General features: G+C 69.8%; 19 protein-coding genes and 1 pseudogene. 7 read left to right on the top strand and 13 right to left on the bottom strand.

Features of this window, described 5'->3' with window-relative positions:
* The first annotated feature begins 40 nt into the window (after positions 1-40).
* From ACH442_RS16945 to ACH442_RS16935, 3 genes are all read left to right on the top strand, one after another.
* On the top strand, positions 41-817 hold the full coding sequence (locus ACH442_RS16945) for a sulfite exporter TauE/SafE family protein (RefSeq protein ID WP_396338935.1): 777 nt from the start codon (positions 41-43) through the stop codon (positions 815-817).
* 115 nt (positions 818-932) lie between these two features.
* Positions 933-1058: a hypothetical protein gene (locus ACH442_RS16940; protein ID WP_396338934.1), complete on the top strand. Its 126-nt coding sequence runs from the start codon at positions 933-935 to the stop codon at positions 1056-1058.
* Positions 1059-1098: 40 nt separating this feature from the next.
* Complete coding sequence (locus tag ACH442_RS16935) at positions 1099-2484, top strand: rhodanese-like domain-containing protein (RefSeq protein ID WP_396338933.1); 1386 nt, start codon at positions 1099-1101, stop codon at positions 2482-2484.
* A 506-nt stretch (positions 2485-2990) separates the two neighbouring features.
* Here ACH442_RS16935 and ACH442_RS16930 read toward each other — a convergent pair.
* The 6 genes from ACH442_RS16930 to ACH442_RS16905 all read right to left on the bottom strand — a co-directional run bounded on the left by ACH442_RS16930 (position 2991) and on the right by ACH442_RS16905 (position 7092).
* Positions 2991-3434 carry a hypothetical protein gene (locus tag ACH442_RS16930; RefSeq protein WP_396338932.1) on the bottom strand — a complete coding sequence of 148 codons (444 nt, stop codon included), beginning with the start codon at positions 3432-3434 and terminating at the stop codon, positions 2991-2993.
* Between the two features lie 162 nt (positions 3435-3596).
* Positions 3597-3893, bottom strand: coding sequence for a hypothetical protein (locus tag ACH442_RS16925; RefSeq protein ID WP_396338931.1), 297 nt, complete (start codon positions 3891-3893; stop codon positions 3597-3599).
* A 134-nt stretch (positions 3894-4027) separates the two neighbouring features.
* Entirely contained in the window at positions 4028-4696 is a 669-nt protein-coding gene (locus ACH442_RS16920; protein WP_396338930.1) for a recombinase family protein, read from the bottom strand.
* Between the two features lie 278 nt (positions 4697-4974).
* Positions 4975-6009: an aldo/keto reductase gene (locus tag ACH442_RS16915; protein ID WP_396338929.1), complete on the bottom strand. Its 1035-nt coding sequence runs from the start codon at positions 6007-6009 to the stop codon at positions 4975-4977.
* 77 nt (positions 6010-6086) lie between these two features.
* A complete protein-coding gene (locus ACH442_RS16910; RefSeq protein WP_396338928.1) occupies positions 6087-6548 on the bottom strand; it encodes a VOC family protein in 462 nt (153 codons plus the stop codon).
* A 130-nt stretch (positions 6549-6678) separates the two neighbouring features.
* Positions 6679-7092, bottom strand: coding sequence for a DUF1761 domain-containing protein (locus tag ACH442_RS16905; RefSeq protein ID WP_396338927.1), 414 nt, complete (start codon positions 7090-7092; stop codon positions 6679-6681).
* A 134-nt stretch (positions 7093-7226) separates the two neighbouring features.
* On the opposite strand from ACH442_RS16905, the gene ACH442_RS16900 reads away from it, so the two are divergent.
* A complete protein-coding gene (locus tag ACH442_RS16900) occupies positions 7227-8276 on the top strand; it encodes a helix-turn-helix transcriptional regulator (protein ID WP_396338926.1) in 1050 nt (349 codons plus the stop codon).
* Between the two features lie 85 nt (positions 8277-8361).
* On the opposite strand, the pseudogene ACH442_RS16895 reads toward ACH442_RS16900, so the two are convergent.
* Positions 8362-8739: pseudogene (locus ACH442_RS16895) on the bottom strand (Tn3 family transposase); the annotation flags it as partial.
* Positions 8740-8800: 61 nt separating this feature from the next.
* Between ACH442_RS16895 and ACH442_RS16890 the strand changes: the two are divergent.
* The 3 genes from ACH442_RS16890 to cysK all read left to right on the top strand — a co-directional run bounded on the left by ACH442_RS16890 (position 8801) and on the right by cysK (position 10630).
* The gene (locus tag ACH442_RS16890; protein WP_396339022.1) at positions 8801-9043 is read left to right on the top strand and encodes a hypothetical protein; all 243 of its coding nucleotides are present in this window, start codon (positions 8801-8803) and stop codon (positions 9041-9043) included.
* Positions 9044-9236: 193 nt separating this feature from the next.
* On the top strand, positions 9237-9746 hold the full coding sequence (gene epsC / locus ACH442_RS16885; protein WP_396338925.1) for a serine O-acetyltransferase EpsC: 510 nt from the start codon (positions 9237-9239) through the stop codon (positions 9744-9746).
* Positions 9743-10630, top strand: coding sequence for a cysteine synthase A (cysK, locus tag ACH442_RS16880; protein ID WP_396338924.1), 888 nt, complete (start codon positions 9743-9745; stop codon positions 10628-10630). Before epsC ends, cysK begins: the two co-directional genes overlap by 4 nt.
* Positions 10631-10723: 93 nt before the next feature.
* On the opposite strand, the gene ACH442_RS16875 is transcribed toward cysK, so the two are convergent.
* From ACH442_RS16875 to ACH442_RS16850, 6 genes are all read right to left on the bottom strand, one after another.
* The gene (locus ACH442_RS16875; RefSeq protein ID WP_396338923.1) at positions 10724-11044 is read right to left on the bottom strand and encodes a hypothetical protein; all 321 of its coding nucleotides are present in this window, start codon (positions 11042-11044) and stop codon (positions 10724-10726) included.
* Positions 11041-11238 carry a hypothetical protein gene (locus tag ACH442_RS16870; protein ID WP_396338922.1) on the bottom strand — a complete coding sequence of 66 codons (198 nt, stop codon included), beginning with the start codon at positions 11236-11238 and terminating at the stop codon, positions 11041-11043. The genes ACH442_RS16875 and ACH442_RS16870 overlap by 4 nt, the downstream gene beginning before the upstream one ends.
* Before the next feature lie 77 nt (positions 11239-11315).
* Positions 11316-11822: a MarR family winged helix-turn-helix transcriptional regulator gene (locus tag ACH442_RS16865; RefSeq protein WP_396338921.1), complete on the bottom strand. Its 507-nt coding sequence runs from the start codon at positions 11820-11822 to the stop codon at positions 11316-11318.
* Between the two features lie 23 nt (positions 11823-11845).
* Entirely contained in the window at positions 11846-12955 is a 1110-nt protein-coding gene (locus ACH442_RS16860) for an enolase C-terminal domain-like protein (RefSeq protein WP_396338920.1), read from the bottom strand.
* Positions 12945-15938 (bottom strand): FAD-binding and (Fe-S)-binding domain-containing protein, encoded by a 2994-nt coding sequence (locus ACH442_RS16855; protein WP_396338919.1) that lies wholly within the window; start codon positions 15936-15938, stop codon positions 12945-12947. Before ACH442_RS16855 ends, ACH442_RS16860 begins: the two co-directional genes overlap by 11 nt.
* A complete protein-coding gene (locus tag ACH442_RS16850) occupies positions 15938-17707 on the bottom strand; it encodes a thiamine pyrophosphate-dependent enzyme (protein ID WP_396338918.1) in 1770 nt (589 codons plus the stop codon). The genes ACH442_RS16855 and ACH442_RS16850 overlap by 1 nt, the downstream gene beginning before the upstream one ends.
* Positions 17708-17893: the final 186 nt, after the last annotated feature.

Below are 17893 nucleotides of genomic sequence, written 5' to 3'. Positions count from 1 at the left end.
GCCTCCCCTGCGTCGGCCTCCGGCTGGGCCGGAGCCGCTCATGATCGCCGTCGTCGGGCTCGGCGCGCTCATCGGGATCCTGCTCGGCCTGCTCGGCGGCGGCGGCTCCATCCTCGCCGTGCCCGCCCTGGTCTACGGCGCCGGACTACCTCTGGCCGCGGCTGTGCCCACCGCCCTGCTGGTCGTCGGCATCTCCTCGGCCGCCGCCCTGATCCCGCGGCTACGGGCCGGCCTGGTCCAGTGGCGTATCGCCGCGATCGTCGGCGGCACGGGCGCCGCCGCGGCCTTCGCCGGAGCCGCCGTGAACCGGCTGCTCGATCCACGCCTGGTCCTGATCGGATTCGCCGCGCTCATGGCGACCGCCGGGTGGCGGATGCTGGGCGGCACCGGCGACTGCGGCGGCGATTGCGCCCTGCCCGGCGGCGGGATCAACTGGCGCGGCTGCCTGCCCAAATCCATCGCCGCGGGCCTGGGCGTCGGCTTCCTCACCGGCTTGTTCGGCGTCGGTGGCGGCTTCCTGATCATCCCGGCCCTGGTGCTGCTGCTCGGTCTGAGCATGCCCGCCGCCGTCGCCACCTCACTGTTCATCATCGTGGTGAATTCCGCCGCCGGGTTCGCGGCGCACGCCGGCGACGCAGCCATCGATTTCCGTATCGCCGCGGCGTTCACCCTGGCCGCCATCACGGGTTCCCTGGTTGCCGACCGGTTCGCGCCCCGGCTGCCCACCCAGCGGTTGCAACGTGCTTTCGCCTGGCTGGTCTTCGGTATCGCCGCGTTCGTCGTCATTCAGGCGATCGCCAACCCCACCGCTGCCTGAGGCCCTACGAACAGCTACCGGCCCGCGATGAACACCACAACCACCGCCCTCAGATACCCCCATGGGTATCCGATGGGAGAGGTGACCGATCAACCACCCAGCATCGAGGGGATCCATGTCCATCGCCCTGCTCGCCGGCCACGGGCGGCAGGTGCACAACCTCACCGGCGGCCTGATCGCCTGGACCAGCGCCGGGATGCCGCTGAAGGCCAACGGCGGCCGCCCCGGCCGCCTGGCCTGACCACCCACCACCAGACCCCCACCGACGGAAGGCGAAAACCATGTTGTTCACGCAGTACTACCTCGACTGCCTGTCGCAGGCGTCGTACCTGATCGCCGACGAGACCACCGGCCGCGCCGTGCTGGTCGACCCACGCCGCGACATCGGCGAATACCTCGCCGACGCCCGCACCCACGGCCTGATCATCGAAGGCGTCATCAACACCCACTTCCACGCCGACTTCCTCGCCGGCCACCTCGAAGTCGCCGCCGCCACCGGCGCCTGGATCGGCTACGGACAGCGCGCCGACACCGAATACCGAATCCGCAAACTCACCGACGGCGAACGGATCAGCCTCGGCGACGTCACCCTGCAGATCATGGAAACCCCCGGCCACACCCCCGAGTCGATCAGCGTGCTCGTCTACGAACACGCCACCGACACCGTGCCGCACGGCGTGCTCACCGGCGACGCACTGTTCATCGGCGACGTCGGCCGCCCGGATCTGCTCGCCTCCGCCGGGGTGACCGCCGACGAACTCGGTCGCATGCTCTACGACAGCGTCCAGCACAAACTCATGGCCCTGCCCGACGAGGTACGGGTGTTCCCCGCCCACGGCGCCGGGTCGGCCTGCGGCAAGAACCTGTCCACCGAGCGGCAGTCCACCATCGGCGAGCAGCGCCGCACCAACTACGCCTGCGCGCCGATGAGCGTCGAGCAGTTCCTCGACCTGGTCACCGCCGGGCAGCCCGCCGCACCCGGCTACTTCGCCTTCGACGCCGCCCTCAACCGCCAGTCCCGCGACCTGTTCGACCACAACGTCGCACCGCAGGCGCTGACCGTCGCCGCGTTCGCCGAGGCCCGTACCGCCGGCGCCCTCGTCATCGACGCCCGAGACCCCCACGAGTTCGCCGCCGGGCACCTGCGCGGCGCACTGAACATCCCCGCCGACGGCCGGTTCGCCGAGACCGCCGGCACCGTAGCCCAGCCCGGCGACCAGTTGCTCGTGGTCGCCGACGACGACCGCGCCGAGGAGATCGTCATCCGCCTGGCCCGCATCGGCTTCGACCGGGTCCCCGGCTACCTGCGCGACCCCGAGAACGCCCTGCCCCAGATGGAATCCGAACTCACCCGGGCCAGCCGCATCACCGCCACCGACCTGCGCGCCGCCCTCGACAACGCGCAACCGCCCCTGGTCCTCGACGTCCGCGGCGCCAGCGAACGCGAACACGGCGCCATCGACGGCTCCCGGCACATCCCCCTGACCGAGCTGCCCCGCCGCCTCACCGAAATCCCGACCGACCGGCCGGTCGTCGTGCACTGCGCCGGAGGCTACCGCTCCTCGGTCGCCGCCAGCCTGCTGCGCACCAACGGCCACCCCGATGTCTCCGACCTGCTCGGCGGCTACAACGCCTGGCAACTGACCGCCGACACCGCCACCGCCTGACCCACACCGGCCGCACCATGACAGGTGCAGTCCTCGTCGCCCGTCGAGCACCCTCCACAGCCCCCGGCACAGCCAGGGTTCGGCGGACGACCGCCGTTCGGGCTGTACTCGCGCGGCGGGGCGGGTAGCCGCAGGACCCGGTCAGGCGGATACGCCCAGCCACCTCGACCGGCAAGTCACGCAGCACCCAGGGCAGCCGCGTCACGTCATAGCCCGCGTCACACACGACCAAATGTTCGGGTCGCCCGGTGCTGCTGCCCGCAACCGATCAGCCGGTCGATCACTCTCGATCAGAAGAGACTCGCACCCATCCGCCGGTCGCACCTCGACCGTGTCGGCGATGGCCGCCGAGCGGCGAGCCGGCCCAGCCTCGACCAAACTGTCACCGAAGGAGACCCGGCACGGCCGGACTCAGCGGCGATAACCTCCACGGTGGCAGAACCTGGGAGGCCGGTCAGAAGGTGCGCTCTCCGCCCGGCCACTCCACGTCCGCAGCGCCCGGCGATCTACGCCACCAGGCTGACGTCGATAGAGGACACAACCGAGATGACAAAGCCGATGATGGTACAGATGTTGCCCGCCAGCACGAGGAACCCGAACGCCAATTGCGCCACGCTCAGGGCGTTGACGGCCCAGCCCCACCCTTTCGCGGTGCAGTACGCCGACAGGCGATCCCATGGCACGCTGGCCGACGACCAGCCGAGGCCGAACGCCGTCAGGCTGATCAACGTGAACGGTATGGACCAGCGCAGCGTAGACATGTCATGACCGTTCTCGGCCGACATGAAGATCAAAAATCCGTATGGCAGGACGAGGACGAGGAGCATCAAGAGGATCGCGGCGCCTCCGCCGGACGTCTCGACGGGTTTGTCGAGTTCCCGATCCGCGGGGCCGTCGCCCCCGGTCGTCTGCGGGCCGGGGTCGGAAGCGCCCCCGTCAACGTCCGTCATCCGTCATCCCTTCGCCCGGGGACATCGATATCGGCAGCGTAACGGCAGACAGCAACCCGGCTGGCTGACCAACCGGCCCGCCGGATGGGCGGGCGCCAGCCAATCCCCCGCGAACAGCGGACCCCGAGATGGCTCAGCGCGGAGTGGTGGGCTCCACAAGGTTCAACGGTTCGCCGTCGCAGGCGCGCGCCGGTTGCCGCAGAGAGCTGATCCCAATACGGCGCAAGATTGAAAAAAGGCGCTCGCACGACTGGGTCCCGCGTCGAGCACCCAGAGCCGGACCCGGTCACCGGCGTGCACGGTCAACGGCCGGTGGACGTACTGGGAAACGAAGCCGTTGAAAACCACCGCGTCGGGCTGCTCGGACCGCATCCTGGCGAGGGCGCCGCCGTAGAGCTCGGACTGTACGAGGACGAACTCGTGGTCGACCGGCCGCAGATCGGGCGGGTCGATGATCACCGCGCCGTACATCCCGTTCCCGATGTGGCAGAGCATCGGCATGCTCGAGCAGTGGTACATCCAGATGCCGGCCTTGGTCGCGGTGAACCGGTAGACGAGTCCTTCCCCCGGCTCGATCGGGCGCCGGACAGGCTTTAGGTCTCGTTGTCGTGCCCATCGGTGGTGGCTACGGCGGCCAATGCCTCGGCCAGGTCCTTGCGGCTGGCTGCGGCGACGACGGCGTCACCGGTCGCCGCGGCGAGTACCCCGGTGTAGCGGGGGCGTTCGGTCTCGGCCAGGGCGGCGAAGAACGCGAACAGGATCCGCCCTGGCCCGGTCGGATCGTAGATGCCCGGCAGCGGGCCAGCCAGCATCTCCAGGACCAGGCCGTGCGCGACGAGGTGGTCGGCGAGGGCGGTGAGTTCGGCGGCGTCGCGACCGAGGCGCTTCATCTCGCCAACGGTGAGGATGACCCGGCAGTGCGGGGCGTGGGCCTTGATCTCCCGCGCCAGCGCGAGGGCCGCCTCGAACTGCGGCCGGACCCGCATCCGGGTGGAGATCTTCTCGGAAAAGATCTTGTCGCGACCGATGCCGTGCGCGGCGAGCGCGTCCAGCTGTGACTGCAGTTCCTGGGTCAGGGTGCTGCACCGGGCGTACCCGATCCGGATGTCCGCCGCCGGAGTGTCGGCCGGCAGGGGCGCCGGCGGCGGGGTGCCCGGCCGCCACGACTGGCCCGGGCCGCGGTCGACGGGGGTCAGGACGCGTAGCGCTTTGCTCAGCCGGCCGACCTTGGTGAACCGGCCGGTGTGGTACGACGTGGCCACCACCCCGGACCGGGACCGGCACGGCGAGTCAGGTTGCGCCTGACACCGCGGGCACGGATGCCGCTCGACTTCGCCGGCATCACGCGAGTCGGATTCACCGGCTTTCATCGACGATCACACCCAGATTCGCACAAACATTTCTCACAACCTCACTCCGACATGCTTGCGTGAGAATGAGTTCTGAGAACCGGACCGGCCCGAAACCGTCTCTCGGGGCCGGTCCGTCGATCCGTTCCCACAATGGACCGTTTCTGAACATGCGCCTGGCCGGCGAGCGTTCAGGCGGCGGCGCGGTCGCCGGTGCGTCGGCGGCGCAGGTCTGTGTGCGTGAGGGCGGGCGGTGTGCAGGCGATGTCGAGGGTCCCGGGGTTGACCCCGGGTGCGACGATCTCGTCGATCCGGTCGAGGGTGTCGTCGTCGAGGGTGGTGCCGGCGCCGGCGAGCAGGTCGTCGAGGTGGGCCATGATGCGCGGGCCGATGATTGCCGAGGTGACAGCGGGGTGGCTGACGACGAACGCCAGGGCCAGGTGGGTCAGCGATAGGCCGGCCTGCTCGGCGATCGGGACGAGTTGTTCGATGGCCGCGTGGTTGCGGGGGTCGGTCATGTGTTTCGGCACCCAGTGCATGCGCCCGGCGGAGGGCTGTTCGCCACCGGGACGGAAGCGGCCGGTGAGCAGGCCCGACGCGAGTGGGCTCCAGGTCAGTACGCCCATTCCGTAGCGTTCGCAGACGGGGAGGACGTCGCGTTCGATGCCGCGGTTGAGGATGGAGTAGGTCGGTTGTTCAGTGCGGAAGCGTGCCAGTCCGCGGCGTTCGGAGGTCCATTGGGCTTCCACGATGTCGGCGGCCGGCATGCTGGAGTGGCCGATCGCGCGGACCTTTCCGGCCCGCATCAGGTCGGTCAGGGCGGCGAGGGTCTCCTCGATGTCGGTGCCGGGTTCGGGGTGGTGGACCTGGTAGAGGTCGATGTGGTCGACGCCGAGGCGCCGCAGGGAGTCCTCGATCGCGGTGACGATCCAGCGGCGTGAGCTGCCGCGCCGGTTCGGGTCGGCGCCCATGACGCCGTTGAACTTGGTGGCGAGCACGACGTCGTCACGGCGGCCTTTCAAGGCTTTACCGACGATGCGTTCGGTCTCGCCGTCGCCGCCGTACACGTCGGCGGTGTCGATGAAGTTGATGCCGGCGTCCAGGGCCCGGTGGATGATCCTGGCGCAGTCGTCGGGGTCGGGGTTGCCGAACGGGGCGAACATCATGGTGCCCAGGCAGTAGGGGCTGACCTGGATGCCGGTGCGGCCGAGGGGGCGCATGCGCATGTGCTGTTCCTTCGCGGGACGGGAGCGGTCCGGGGCGGCCTGGCTCGGCGGCCCCGGACCGGAAAGGGTGTAGTGGGTCAGCCGGCGTAGGCCACGGCGACGTCGAGGATCCAGGTGACGCCGAACCGGTCGGTGAGCATCCCGAAGCCGGGCGCCCACTGCGAGGGGCCGAACTTCTCGATGACCTCAGCGCCGGCGGCGAGCTTGTCCCACAGCGCACCGACTTCCTCGGCGGTCTCACCACGGACGGAGACGAAGAACCGTTCGCCGGTCAAGGTCATGCCGTTCTCACGGGTAGTGGTCGCGGCCGGCGCGGCGGCGGCGCCCTGGCTGGGCACGTCGTAGGCCATGATGCTGAACCCGTTGTCGGCGGTGACCTGCCCGAAGACGACCTTGTCGGCGTCCGGAAGTTCCTTGGGCATACCGAAGTCGCCGTAGGCCACGACGGTGAGGTGGCCGCCGAAGACGGACTGATAGAACTCCAGCGCCGCGCGGGCGTCGCCGCGGAAGTTCAGGTGCGTCGTGGTGGTGATGGCCATGCGGGGCTCCTCGGGTGGTTGTTCTCGGGCAGGATCAGCCCGATATGGGCTGGTTGGACCTCATGTGAGGGAACCAGAGCAGGCAGTGGTGGGCGGCTGGATCGTTCGATCCGACCGCTACCGGTGCGTCTCAGATGGCCAGCAGGATGGCGTTGACGATGAGGCTGCCGACGATGTTGTAGCTGCCGGAGATCGCCGCGTAGAGCAGCGGTCGCGGGAAGTTGGGGTTGATGGCGATGGTGACGGTGTTCGCGGTGAGGTAGCCGAACCCGACGATGAGGCCGAACAGCAGCGCGTCGCCGTAGGCGTCGATGTTCAGCGCGGCGAACAGGATTGCGCTGGTGAAGGTGATGATCAGGCTGGTCAGCGGCGGCCCGGCGAAAAACAGCGGCGTCGACGGTGCTTTCGCGTTCGTGTCGCGGCCGAGCGAGCGGTTGTACGCCTTGGGGAACAGGACTGCGAACCAGAGACCGCCGAGCAACGTCAAGGCGATGAAGCCGACCAGGATCCCGAGCCAGTTGAGATCGCCCAGAACATCGAACATGTGTTGACTCCGTACGTGGAAGGGGGATGAGCGGCTCTCGGCATCGCCGAAGCACCGTGCTTGACCGGCTCGAGTTCAAGACTCTCAGCAGTAGGTGACAGGATGTGGCACCTACTGTGAGCAGAATCAGGTTCATGCCGAAAACCTCCGCGCGACTGCTGGCCCTGCTGTCGCTGTTGCAGACCCGCCGGGACTGGTCCGGCACAGTGCTGGCCGACCGCCTGGACATCAGCCTTCGCACCGTGCGCCGCGACGTCGACCGGCTGCGCGAGCTTGGCTATCCCATCGCCGCAGTCAAAGGCCCCGACGGCGGCTATCGACTCAGCGCGGGCACCGAACTGCCCCCGCTGCTGTTCGACGACGACCAGGCCGTCGCTCTCACCGTCGCCCTGCAGATCGCCGCGACCACCCCGGACAGCGGCCTCGCCGAGGACGCCGAACGGGCGCTGAACACCATCCGTCAGGTGATGCCGTCTCGGCTACGGCACCGCCTCGGCGCACTCGACGTCACCGCGGTCCAGCGACCCACCACCGGCCCGGCCGAACCGGTCGACGGTGCCGTGCTGCTGACCATCAGCGCCGCCGTGCGCGCCCGCGAGATCCTGCGCTTCGACTACGGCGACGACAGCACCAAACCGCCGCGCCGCGCCGAACCACACCACGTGATCACCCGGGACGGGCGGTGGTACCTCATCGCGTGGGACCTCGACCGCGACGACTGGCGCACCTTCCGCGTCGACCGGATCAGCCCGCGCACCCCCAACGGGCCACGCTTCACTCCCCGTGCGCTACCCGGCGCAGACGTCGCCGCGTACGTCACTGGCGTCTTCCGCGGATCCGGCGACGCCTCCGGCAGCTGGCCGTGCCAGGGCACGGTGCTGCTCGATCTGCCGGCCGCCACCGTGGCGCTCTACACCCGTGACGGGCTCGTCGAGGAGATCAGCCCCGGCCGGTGCCGGCTCACCCTCGGGTCCTGGTCCTGGCCCAGCCTGGCCGCCGCGATCGCCCGCTACGACGCCGACATCGACGTCGTCGGCCCGGACGAACTGACCGAGGCCTTCGCGCACCTCGCCCGCCGATTCACCCGAACCGCAGCAGGCCACGCCTCCACACAGCCCCCTCCCGGCGGTAGAGACAGGTGCGGGCGGTCATCAGACCAGGAAGAGCGGAGCGACGGGGCATAGTGGCCGGTTGCCGTCGGCGTCGAGTTGGGCGAGTCCGCCGTCGATGTCGACCGAGTGGGTGCCGTAGCAGTGCACGTTCTCGTGGCGGATGTGGCCAGATGTGCGCCAGGACCTCGTCGTCGACCGCGCGGCCGGTCCGGCGCAGCGCAGCGACGCCCAGGCCGTGGTATTCGGTCGACCAGTACACGATGGCGTTGGTGGCCACGGTCGGACACCACGTCTGTTCGGACTGCCGCTCGTGGTGCCGGCGCCGCGCGGCCCCCTCGGCGGCGTACGCGAGTGAGCGGCGTAGGGCGTGCAGGTTCTCGCCCTTGTTGAGCTGCCGGGAGATCCGCCTCCGATGCGTTTCATCGGCCGGATAGCGGGTGACATACAGGGTGCGGCGCAACGCCCCGTACTCCTTGATCGCGCTGGTCAGCGCGTTCTTCTGCCGCTTGGACGAGCACAGCTCCCCGACGACCAGTATGCCGCCGAGAACTACGTGCGGGCGCCGAGGTCGGTGCCCGCTCGATCTGACTTCGGTCGTGAGAACTCGCGACTCAAACCAAGGCCGTCTCCACCACCCACCTGGCAAGGAGAACGACCTGTTCGTGCCGCTGCTGGTCGATGCCGGCGGGGTGAGCCCGGCCGGGCTGCTCGACGGCCTGCACGACCTGATCGGCGGCGACACCCCGCCCGGTGGCGGGTGCGGGTGCGGCGGGTGCGGCGGTGACACCGGGGCGAGCGTCGCCGTCACGGTGCCGTCGACCCGGAGAGCAGGGGCATAAGGCCCTGACCGCCTGCCATGCGCGCGGTTAGGTTGACGATCATGAGCACATCCGAGCAGAGCCTCGGCCGTCTCGCGGGCTACCGGTTCGCCGTGCCGATGACCGGCACACACGTGCGGGGCGTCTTCGACGAATGGTGTCCGCTGCGCTGACCCCAGCCCAGCCGACCCGCCGTCCCCAGTGAAGAGCCGACGTGCTGACCGATCTGCGAACCGCTTGTCACCGTGATCCCGCGCTTCACGGCGTACACAAAATCGAAGTTGTTCTTTATCCCGGTGTGTGGGCGCTCTGGTCGCACCGGGTCGCCCATCGCCTGCACCACTGGGGTCTGCCATTGCTGCCGAGGGCGCTGTCCCAGTTGACCCGGCTGCTGACCGGCATCGAGATCCACCCCGGCGCCACCATCGGCCGGCGTCTGTTCATCGATCACGGCGCCGGCGTCGTCATCGGCGAGACCGCCCGCATCGGCGACGACGTCACCCTCTACCACCGCGTCACGCTCGGCGGCCGCGGCTGGCAGCGCGACCGCAAAGGCAGCCGGCGCCACCCCAGCATCGGCGACCGGGTCATCCTCGGCGTCGGCGCCACCGTCCTCGGAGCAGTGCATGTCGGCGCCGACGCCGAGATCGGCGCGCACTGCTTGGTCCTCACCGACGTGCCGGCCGGCGCCCGGCTACGCATCCCCGCTCTGGAGTCGACGTGATCTACAACGACGTGACCGAACTGATCGGCCGCACCCCGCTGATCCGGCTGTCCCGCTTCAGCGCCGGGCACCCCGCCCGCCTGCTGGGCAAGCTCGAAGCCGCGAACCCGGGCGGCAGCGTCAAGGACCGCATCGCCATCGCCATGATCGACGCCGCGGGACTGCCCGAGGGCGCCACGATCGTGGAGGCGACCAGCGGCAACACCGGTATCGGGCTGGCCGTTGTCGCGGCCGCCCGCGGATACCGGCTCACCCTGACCATGCCGGAGAGCATGAGCCTGGAACGGCGCTCACTGCTCACCGCCTACGGCGCCCACCTGGAGCTGACCCCGGCCGCCGAGGGCATGACCGGCGCGGTCCGGCGAGCCCAGCAGATCGCCGGGGAACAGCACGCGTTCCTGCCCCGGCAATTCGACAACCCGGCCAACCCGTACGCCCATCGCACCACCACCGGCGTCGAAATCTGGGACGACACCAACGGCGACGTGGACGTGCTCGTGGCCGGCGTCGGCACCGGCGGCACGATCACCGGGACGGGCCAGGTGCTCAAGGAGAAGAACCCCGCCCTGCGGGTCATCGCCGTCGAACCGGCCGAGTCACCGGTCCTCTCGGGTGGGCCGCCCGGCCCGCACGGCATCCAGGGCATCGGCGCCGGTTTCGTCCCGGACGTCCTCGACCCGGACGTGTACGACGAGGTGATCCGCGTCGACGTCGACCAGGCGCGAGCGGCGGCCCGGCGACTGGCCCGCACCGAAGGCCTGCTTGTCGGGGTGTCGAGTGGCGCCGCCTTGCACGCCGCCACCATCGTCACCACCCGGGAAGAGACCGTGGTGGTGATCCTGCCCGACGGCGGCGAACGCTACCTGAGCACGCCGCTGTTCTGACGCCGCCAGCCGGCCAGCAGCAGCGTCCGCGTTCGCTGGTACGGGCAGCCCGCGGCCTCGAACGAGCGAACTGCAGTCACACCGGCAACGGCGTCATCCCCGGTTGAGGGCGATGCGGGCGGCACGCTGGGCGTCGGCGAACGCGAGCCGGCAGCTCTCGGCGTCGCGATGGGCCGCCGGCGACTCCGCGACGACCCGGCCGTCCTCACCGGTGAAGACCCAGCGAAAGTGGCCATCGTCGGTCGCGGCCACCGACAGCCGTCCGGCACTGTCGCGAAGACGTTGCAGTGAGCGCCGCCAAGGCGCTGCCGCCGGCCGGTGTTCAGCCTGGACCAGCACGTCGGCGCCAGTGGTGGTGCGGTTGACCAGGCGCCACTGGCCCGGTTCGGCGCCGGGCGCGACGACGGCGGTCATCGTCCGGCTTCAGCGGGCCGGTCCGTGCCACGTGCGCGTGCCCGGCGGCCGGTCAGTCCGGCCGCGATCGCCTCGACGGTCTGCTCGAGGTAGTTGAAGTCGGGCACCGCGACCGCTTCGGCGCGCTCGTGCAGCGTCGCTGCGGTAACCGTGTCGTCGATCCTTGCTACATGGTGTCCACCGGTGGAATCCATGTCGTCCTCCTCATCGGCTGTCCTTCATCTCAGGTCTTCCATGCCTACAACGATCATTGCACTGTGCAAGTATTTCTTCATTTGACAGCGAGGTCGTTCGTGGCGTCGTCGCCGTCCTCCCAGCCCAGCCACCAGTCCTCGGCGTGCTCGCCGGCCGCCTCGGCGAACGCGGTGAGCGCGTCGATCACCGCCGGCTGCCAGAGGCCGGAAGTGCGGGCGACCAGCTGCTCGAGGCCCGCCCGGCGTTCCTCGAGGATCTTGTCGACGAGTTCGCGGCCGGGCGGGGTCAGCCGCAGTCGCACGACGCGCCGGTCGCTGGCCGACCGGGTGCGACGGACCAGCCCTTTGCGGGTCAGCCGGTCCAGCATGCGGGTGCCGGTGGACGGGTTGACCCCGAGCTCCTCGGCGATGTCGATGCTGCGCTGCGGGCCACGCGCGGCCAGCACCACCAGCGTCCGGAACTGTGGCAGGGTGACGTCTCCGTCGGCCGCGGCCAGCGACCGGACAGTGATGCCCACGAAAGCTCGGCTGGCCAGCATCAAAGCTTGCACGGCGGCGCCGGGAGCTGGATCAGATGATTGCATGCGGACATGTTTGCATCCCTGGCTCACCCGATCCGGTAGGGCGAGGCCGCTTCGTCACGGAACTGCAGACCGTGGCCGGGCCGGTCGAGGTCTGTGACGAGCACACCGCCGGGTTGCGGCTGTGCGGCGCCGTCGAACAGCATCTGCTCGATCCGGACATGGTCGTGGAACCATTCCAGGTGACGCAGGTTCGAGGTGGCGGCCGCGACGTCCAGATGCAGGTGCGGCGCGCAGTGCCCGGAGATGTGCAGGTTGTTCGCCGCGGCCACGGCAGCTACCCGCTGCCATTCGGTGATGCCACCGCAGCGGGAGACGTCGGCCTGGACGCAGTCGACGGCGCCGGCCTGGACCAGCCGGGCGAAGTAGGTCAGGTCGTACCCGTACTCTCCGGCGGCGACGTCGGCGGTGACGTTGTCACGGACTTCGCGCAGCCCATCGAGATCGTCGGAGGAGACCGGCTCCTCGAACCAGCGAACGTCGTGGTCGGCGACCGCCCGGGCGACCCGGATGGCCTGTTTACGGCCGTACCCGCCATTCGCGTCGACGAACAACTCGGTGTCCGGGCCGATCACCCGCCGGGCCTGGGCGATGCGGGTCAGATCGCGCTCTTCGCGGCTGCCCCACCCCTCGGCGATCTTCATCTTCACCCGGGGGATGCCTTGCTCGTGCACCCAGCGTGTGAACTGGGATTCGAGCTGGGCGTCGTCGTAGCTGGTGAAGCCGCCGCTGCCGTAGATCGGCACGGTGTCGCGGGCACGACCCAGCAGACGCGCCAGGCGTACACCGAGAAGTCGCGCCTTCAGATCCCAGAGCGCCACGTCGACCGCAGAGATGGCGCAGGCGGCGATGCCCAGCCGGCCCAGGTTGCGGGCGGCGCACGACATCGCGTCGTACGCGCCGGGTACGTCCATCGCGTCACGGCCCACCACGACTCCGGCGAGTTTGTCGGCGACCAGGGCACGGGCTGCGGCCGCGCCGTAGGTCCAGCCGGTCCCGGTCTGTTCACCGGCGTGCACCCGGACCGTGACCATCGTCGTCTCGGTCCAGGTGATGGTCCCGTCCGCCTCCGGGCTGTCGGTCGGTATCCGGTACGCGGCTGCCGTCACCGCCTCGATCGGGACGTCAGCATCCACGGCGCACCTCCGGCCGTACCGAGATCTGTTGCTCGGGAAGCCGGCGAAGCCGGACGCCGCGCAGGGCGGCATTGACGACTTCGGCCGCGTGCACGGGCTGTCGGCCGGTGTGCGCGTCCTGGATCTGGGTGCGGCAGGAGAATCCGTCGGCGAGCACGAGTGTCGTGTCGGCGGCCGCGCGCACGGCCGGCAGCAGCACCTGCTCCCCCACGGCGAGGGACACGTCCCTGTGTTCGGGGGTCATCCCGAAGTCGCCGGCGAGCCCGCAGCAGCCGGACGCCAGCTTTTCGTTGTCCAGGCCAGCGCGGCGCAGCAGTTCCTCGTCGGCGTCGTAGCCGAGCACCGCGTGGTGGTGGCAGTGCGCCTGGCTGATCGCGTGTGGTCGGTCGCCGCCGGTCGTGGTCAGCTCCGGGAGGCGTACGTCGTGGTCGGTGACCAGCAGTTCGGCGAAGGTGCGGGTCTGCCGCTTGAGCCGTTGCACGTCCTGGTCAGGGCCGAGGAGGTCGGCCGCGTCGGAACGCAGCACCGCGGTGCACGAGGGTTCCAGGCCGATCACCGGGACTCCGGCGCGCAGCCAGGGCGCGAGGACGTCGACGGTGCGGCGCAGCACCTTGCGGGCGACGCCGAGCTGTCCGGTGGAGATCCAGGTCAGGCCGCAGCACACCTGCTGCTGGGGCATCTCGACGCGGAAGCCGAGCTGTTCCAGGGCGCCGACGGCGGCGGCGGCGATGCCCGGTGACAGGTAGGTGGTGAAGGTGTCCGGCCACAGCAGCACCGTGCCGCGCTCGCCGCTGCCGCGCGGTATCCGGCGGTGGAACCAGCGTCTGAAGTCGGCCCGGGCGAATCGCGGCACGTCGCGTTGCGGGTCGATGCCGCCGAGGCGTTTGACCATGCCGCCGAGGACCGGCGCGTGGGTGACGGCGTTGACCAGGCCGGGGGCCAGCGCGGCGGCTCGGGCGGCGGCGGGCAGCCAGCCCAGTGAGTAGTGCGCGAGCGGGCGCAGTCGACCGTGATAGCGGTGGGCCAGGAACTCGGCTTTGTAGGTGGCCATGTCCACGTGCATCGGGCAGTCCCGTTTGCAGCCCTTGCAGGCCAGGCACAGGTCGAGCGCCTCTTCGACCGCGGGCTCCTGCCAGCCGTCGAGCGTTTCGCCGCGCAGCATCTCGAACAGCAGCCGGGCCCGGCCGCGTGTGGAATGCTGCTCGTCGCGGGTCACCTGGTAGCTCGGGCACATGACGCCGTCGCCCGGCTCGTGGTGGCGGCACAGGCCCACCCCGGCACAACGCAACGCCGCCCGGGCGAAGCTGCCGTTGTCGTCGGCGTACCGGAAATAGGTCTCCGGCTCAGCCGGTGCGTAGTCGGCGCCCAATCGCAGCTGACCGTCGAGCGGGTTGGCGTGCACCACCTTGCCGGGGTTCATCCGGTTGTCCGGGTCGAAGATCGCCTTGAACTCCTCGAACGCGACGACCATCTCCGGCCCGTACATCTTGGTCAGCAGTTCGCCGCGAGCTTGGCCGTCGCCGTGTTCGCCGGAGTAGGAGCCGCCGTGCTTGCTGACCAGGTCGGCTGCTTCGTCGACGAAGGATCGGAACGCGCGTACGCCGTCGGCGGTGACCAGGTCGAACGGGATGGAGGTGTGCAGGCAGCCGTCGCCGAAGTGGCCGTAGAGGCTGGCCGCGTCGTAGTCGTAGCGGTGCAGCAGCTTTTGGAACTCGCGCAGGTAGTCGCCGAGCCTCTCGGGCGGGACGGCCGAGTCCTCCCAGCCGGGCCAGGTGTCCGGGCCGCCGCCGGGCGTGCGGGCGGTCGCGCCGAGCCCGGCTTCGCGGACCGCCCACATCTGCTCGCGATGCTGCGGGTCGTCGTAGATCTTCGCCTCGTCGTGGCCGAGTTCGGCGAGCATGTGGTGGATGGTGGCTTTCGCCTCGTCGGCGGTGTCGGCGCCGAAGTCGGCCATCAGCCAGGCGCCGCCGTCGGGGAGCAGCTTCAGCGCCTGCGGGCGCATGTGCTCCTCGCCCTCGTAGTGCACGAGTTTGTCGTCGATGCCTTCCAGCGCCACCGGGCCGAACCTGTTGACCGTCGGGACCGCGTCGGCGGCGGCCGCGATGTCCGGGAACGCCATCAGCACCAGCACGCGTTCTTTCGGTTCGGGCACCAGCCGCAGCTCAGCGCGCAGCACCGTGACGCACGTCGACTCGCTGCCGACCAGCGCTTGCGCCAGGTCGAAGCCGTGCTCCGGCAGCAGCGCCGGCAGGTTGAAGCCGGAGATCCGCCGTGGCAGCTGCGGGAACGCTCGGATCTGTTCGGCATACCGGTCGCGCAGCTCACGCACTCGCCGGTAGATGTCGGCGCGCCGGCCGCCGGCCCGCACGATCGCGGCGTATTCGTCGTCGCTGGTGAGGCCGACCCACATCCGCTCGCCGTCGTAGGTGAGGATCTCCAGCCGGTGCACGTTCGCGGCCGTCGTGCCGCTCCACTGCGCGGTCGAGCCGCAGGAGTTGTTACCGATCATCCCGCCGAGCGTGCAGTGGTCGTGCGTCGAGGGTTTCGGACCGAAAATCAATCCGCCGTACGGGCGGGTCTGCTTGTTCAGCTCATCGAGCACCAACCCGGGCTGCACCACCACACGGTGCTGCTCCGGATCGAACGACTCCACCGCGGTCAAATACTTCGAGAAGTCCATCACCACGGCGACGTTGCAGCACTCGCCGGCCAGACTGGTGCCACCGCCGCGCGACAGCACAGGAGCGCCGAACTCCCGGCACGTCGCGACCGTCGCCACCACGTCGTCAAGAGTGCGCGGCACCACCACGCCGATCGGGACCTGCCGGTAGTTTGACGAGTCGGTGGCGTACAGGGCGCGGGTGCCCCGGTCGAAGCGCACGCCGCCGCGGACGCGTTCGCGCAGCGCGGCCGCCAGCGCCTCGGCATCGATCGCGGGAGTGTCGGTGGCCCGTACCGGCGCGGGCAGCGCGGTCCTAGCCATCACTCACCCCGCAACTGGGTGAGCTTGTCCTTGAACAGGGTGGTGGCGATGGCCGCCTTGTGCGGCTGTCCGTGCAGGAACGCGGCCGCGAACTGCTTCGCCTGCTCGTAGCTGACCTTGCCGGGCATCGGCGGCTCGTTCGGGTCGACCGCTACGTCGACCAGGGCCGGGCCCGGGTGGGCAAGCGCCTCCGCGAGGGCCTGCCGCAGATCGCCGGGCTTGGCGATGTGCACGCCGAACCCTCCGCAGGCACGCGCCCAGGCGGCGTAGTCGGGCTGCGGGCTCTCGAAGCGGACACCGTGCTCGGGGTAGCCGAGGACCATCTGCTCCCAAAGGATCTGGCCGAGGGAACTGTTGTTGTTGATCACCACGGTGATCGGCAGCCGGTAACGGCAGGCAGTGTTGAACTCGGCCATCAGCATGGCGAACCCGCCGTCACCCTGCAGCGTGATCACCTGCCGCTGCGGGAAGGCGTGCTGGATGCCGATCGCGTACGGCAGGCCCGGCGCCATCGTGGCCAGGTTGCCGGACAGGTAGAACTCGCGGTCGCCGCGGATGGTGAAATGCCGGGCCGCCCACGTGGCGATCGTCCCGGAGTCACAGCACAGCACCGCATCATCGGCGGCAAGCTCGTCGAGGCAGGCAGCCAGGTACTGCGGGGCGATCGGGTCACGTTCCGGGTCCTGCAGCGCGGCCATCTTCTGCCGCCACTCCCCCATCGCGCCCTGGTAGCGCTCCAGGTGCATCCGCTCGGTGCGGCGACGCAGTCTCGGCAGCAGCGCCTCGATCGTGGCCGCGACGTCGCCGACCAGCGGGACGTCGGTGGGCAGCCGGGTGCCGACCCGCGACGGCTCCACGTCGACCTGCACCACCTTCACCGCACCGGGCTGCGGCAGATGCTTGGTGTACGGGAAGTTGGTGCCGAGCATGACCAGCGTGTCGATGTCGCCCATCAATTCCTCGCTGGGCGCGGTGCCGAGCAGCCCGATCCCGCCGGTGGTGTACGGCGAGTCGTCGGGCAGGACCATCTTGCCGGACAGCGTCTTGACCACCGGGGCACCGAGCGTGTCGGCGAGCGCCTCGATCAGCGGGCCGGTTCCGCGGGCGCCGATACCCGCCAGGATCGCGGTCTTCCCGCCGTCGTTAAGCAGCGCGGCGGCGCGTTCCAGGTCCTCGTCGCGTGGCCGGACCGGCGGACCGAGGTAGATCGGGGCGGTGGCGGGTGGGTTCGCCGGCGCGACGTGCTGATAGGGGTCGGCTTCGGCCGGAGCGACCTGGATGTCGTTGGGCACGCACAGGTGCGCGACACCACGTCCGGCGTACGCGTTGCGGATGGCCAGGTCTACCAGCGCGGGCAACTGCTGCGGGTTGACCACCATCTGGTTGTAGACCGCGACATCCGCGTACAACTTCGTCAGGTCCACTTCCTGCTGGTAGCCGGTGCCCAGCACCGACGTCTCCTGCATGCCGGTGATCGCCAGCACCGGTGCATGGTCGAGCTTCGCGTCGTACAAGCCGTTGGCCAGGTGAACGCCGCCCGGGCCCGAGGTGGCCAGGCACACCCCGATCCTCCCGGTGGCCTTGGCGTAGGCGGTCGCCATGAATGCTGCCGCTTCCTCGTGGTGCACCAACACGAACTTGATCTTGTCGGTGTTGCGGCGCAGGCCCTCCATCAGGCCGTTAATACCGTCGCCCGGCAGACCGAAGACCGTGTCCACACCCCAGTCGGCCAGCCGTGAGATCAGAACTTCCGAGGTCGTCGTCTCCATACTTGCGACTTACCCGCTGTGCAGATATCAAACATTGCATACTGCAAGTAAATTGGCGTCGCCAGACCGCCAGCCACTTCGGGGCTCTGAACAGCATTTTCGTCGATGTTTCCATCCAGATCGAATCAAGGCGGCCTGACCGCGAGGAACAACGTCAGGGGTATGCCGGCGGTCGACAGCCCGGCT

The organism is Actinoplanes sp. NPDC020271, from assembly GCF_044388125.1.
Lineage (GTDB): Bacteria > Actinomycetota > Actinomycetes > Mycobacteriales > Micromonosporaceae > Actinoplanes.
The sequence above is the reverse complement of the archived record's forward strand: the minus strand, read 5'-3'. Positions and strand labels throughout refer to the sequence as shown.

Coding starts and splice junctions, on each gene's coding strand:
- ACH442_RS16850 (WP_396338918.1), bottom strand. CDS start 17,707: ATGGAGACGACGACCTCGGAAGTTCTGATCTCACGGCTGGCCGACTGG.
- ACH442_RS16935 (WP_396338933.1), top strand. CDS start 1,099: ATGTTGTTCACGCAGTACTACCTCGACTGCCTGTCGCAGGCGTCGTAC.
- ACH442_RS16905 (WP_396338927.1), bottom strand. CDS start 7,092: ATGTTCGATGTTCTGGGCGATCTCAACTGGCTCGGGATCCTGGTCGGC.
- ACH442_RS16930 (WP_396338932.1), bottom strand. CDS start 3,434: ATGACGGACGTTGACGGGGGCGCTTCCGACCCCGGCCCGCAGACGACC.
- ACH442_RS16865 (WP_396338921.1), bottom strand. CDS start 11,822: ATGCAATCATCTGATCCAGCTCCCGGCGCCGCCGTGCAAGCTTTGATG.
- ACH442_RS16940 (WP_396338934.1), top strand. CDS start 933: ATGTCCATCGCCCTGCTCGCCGGCCACGGGCGGCAGGTGCACAACCTC.
- ACH442_RS16945 (WP_396338935.1), top strand. CDS start 41: ATGATCGCCGTCGTCGGGCTCGGCGCGCTCATCGGGATCCTGCTCGGC.
- ACH442_RS16910 (WP_396338928.1), bottom strand. CDS start 6,548: ATGGCCATCACCACCACGACGCACCTGAACTTCCGCGGCGACGCCCGC.
- ACH442_RS16875 (WP_396338923.1), bottom strand. CDS start 11,044: ATGACCGCCGTCGTCGCGCCCGGCGCCGAACCGGGCCAGTGGCGCCTG.
- ACH442_RS16855 (WP_396338919.1), bottom strand. CDS start 15,938: ATGGCTAGGACCGCGCTGCCCGCGCCGGTACGGGCCACCGACACTCCC.
- ACH442_RS16900 (WP_396338926.1), top strand. CDS start 7,227: ATGCCGAAAACCTCCGCGCGACTGCTGGCCCTGCTGTCGCTGTTGCAG.
- ACH442_RS16870 (WP_396338922.1), bottom strand. CDS start 11,238: ATGGATTCCACCGGTGGACACCATGTAGCAAGGATCGACGACACGGTT.
- ACH442_RS16915 (WP_396338929.1), bottom strand. CDS start 6,009: ATGCGCATGCGCCCCCTCGGCCGCACCGGCATCCAGGTCAGCCCCTAC.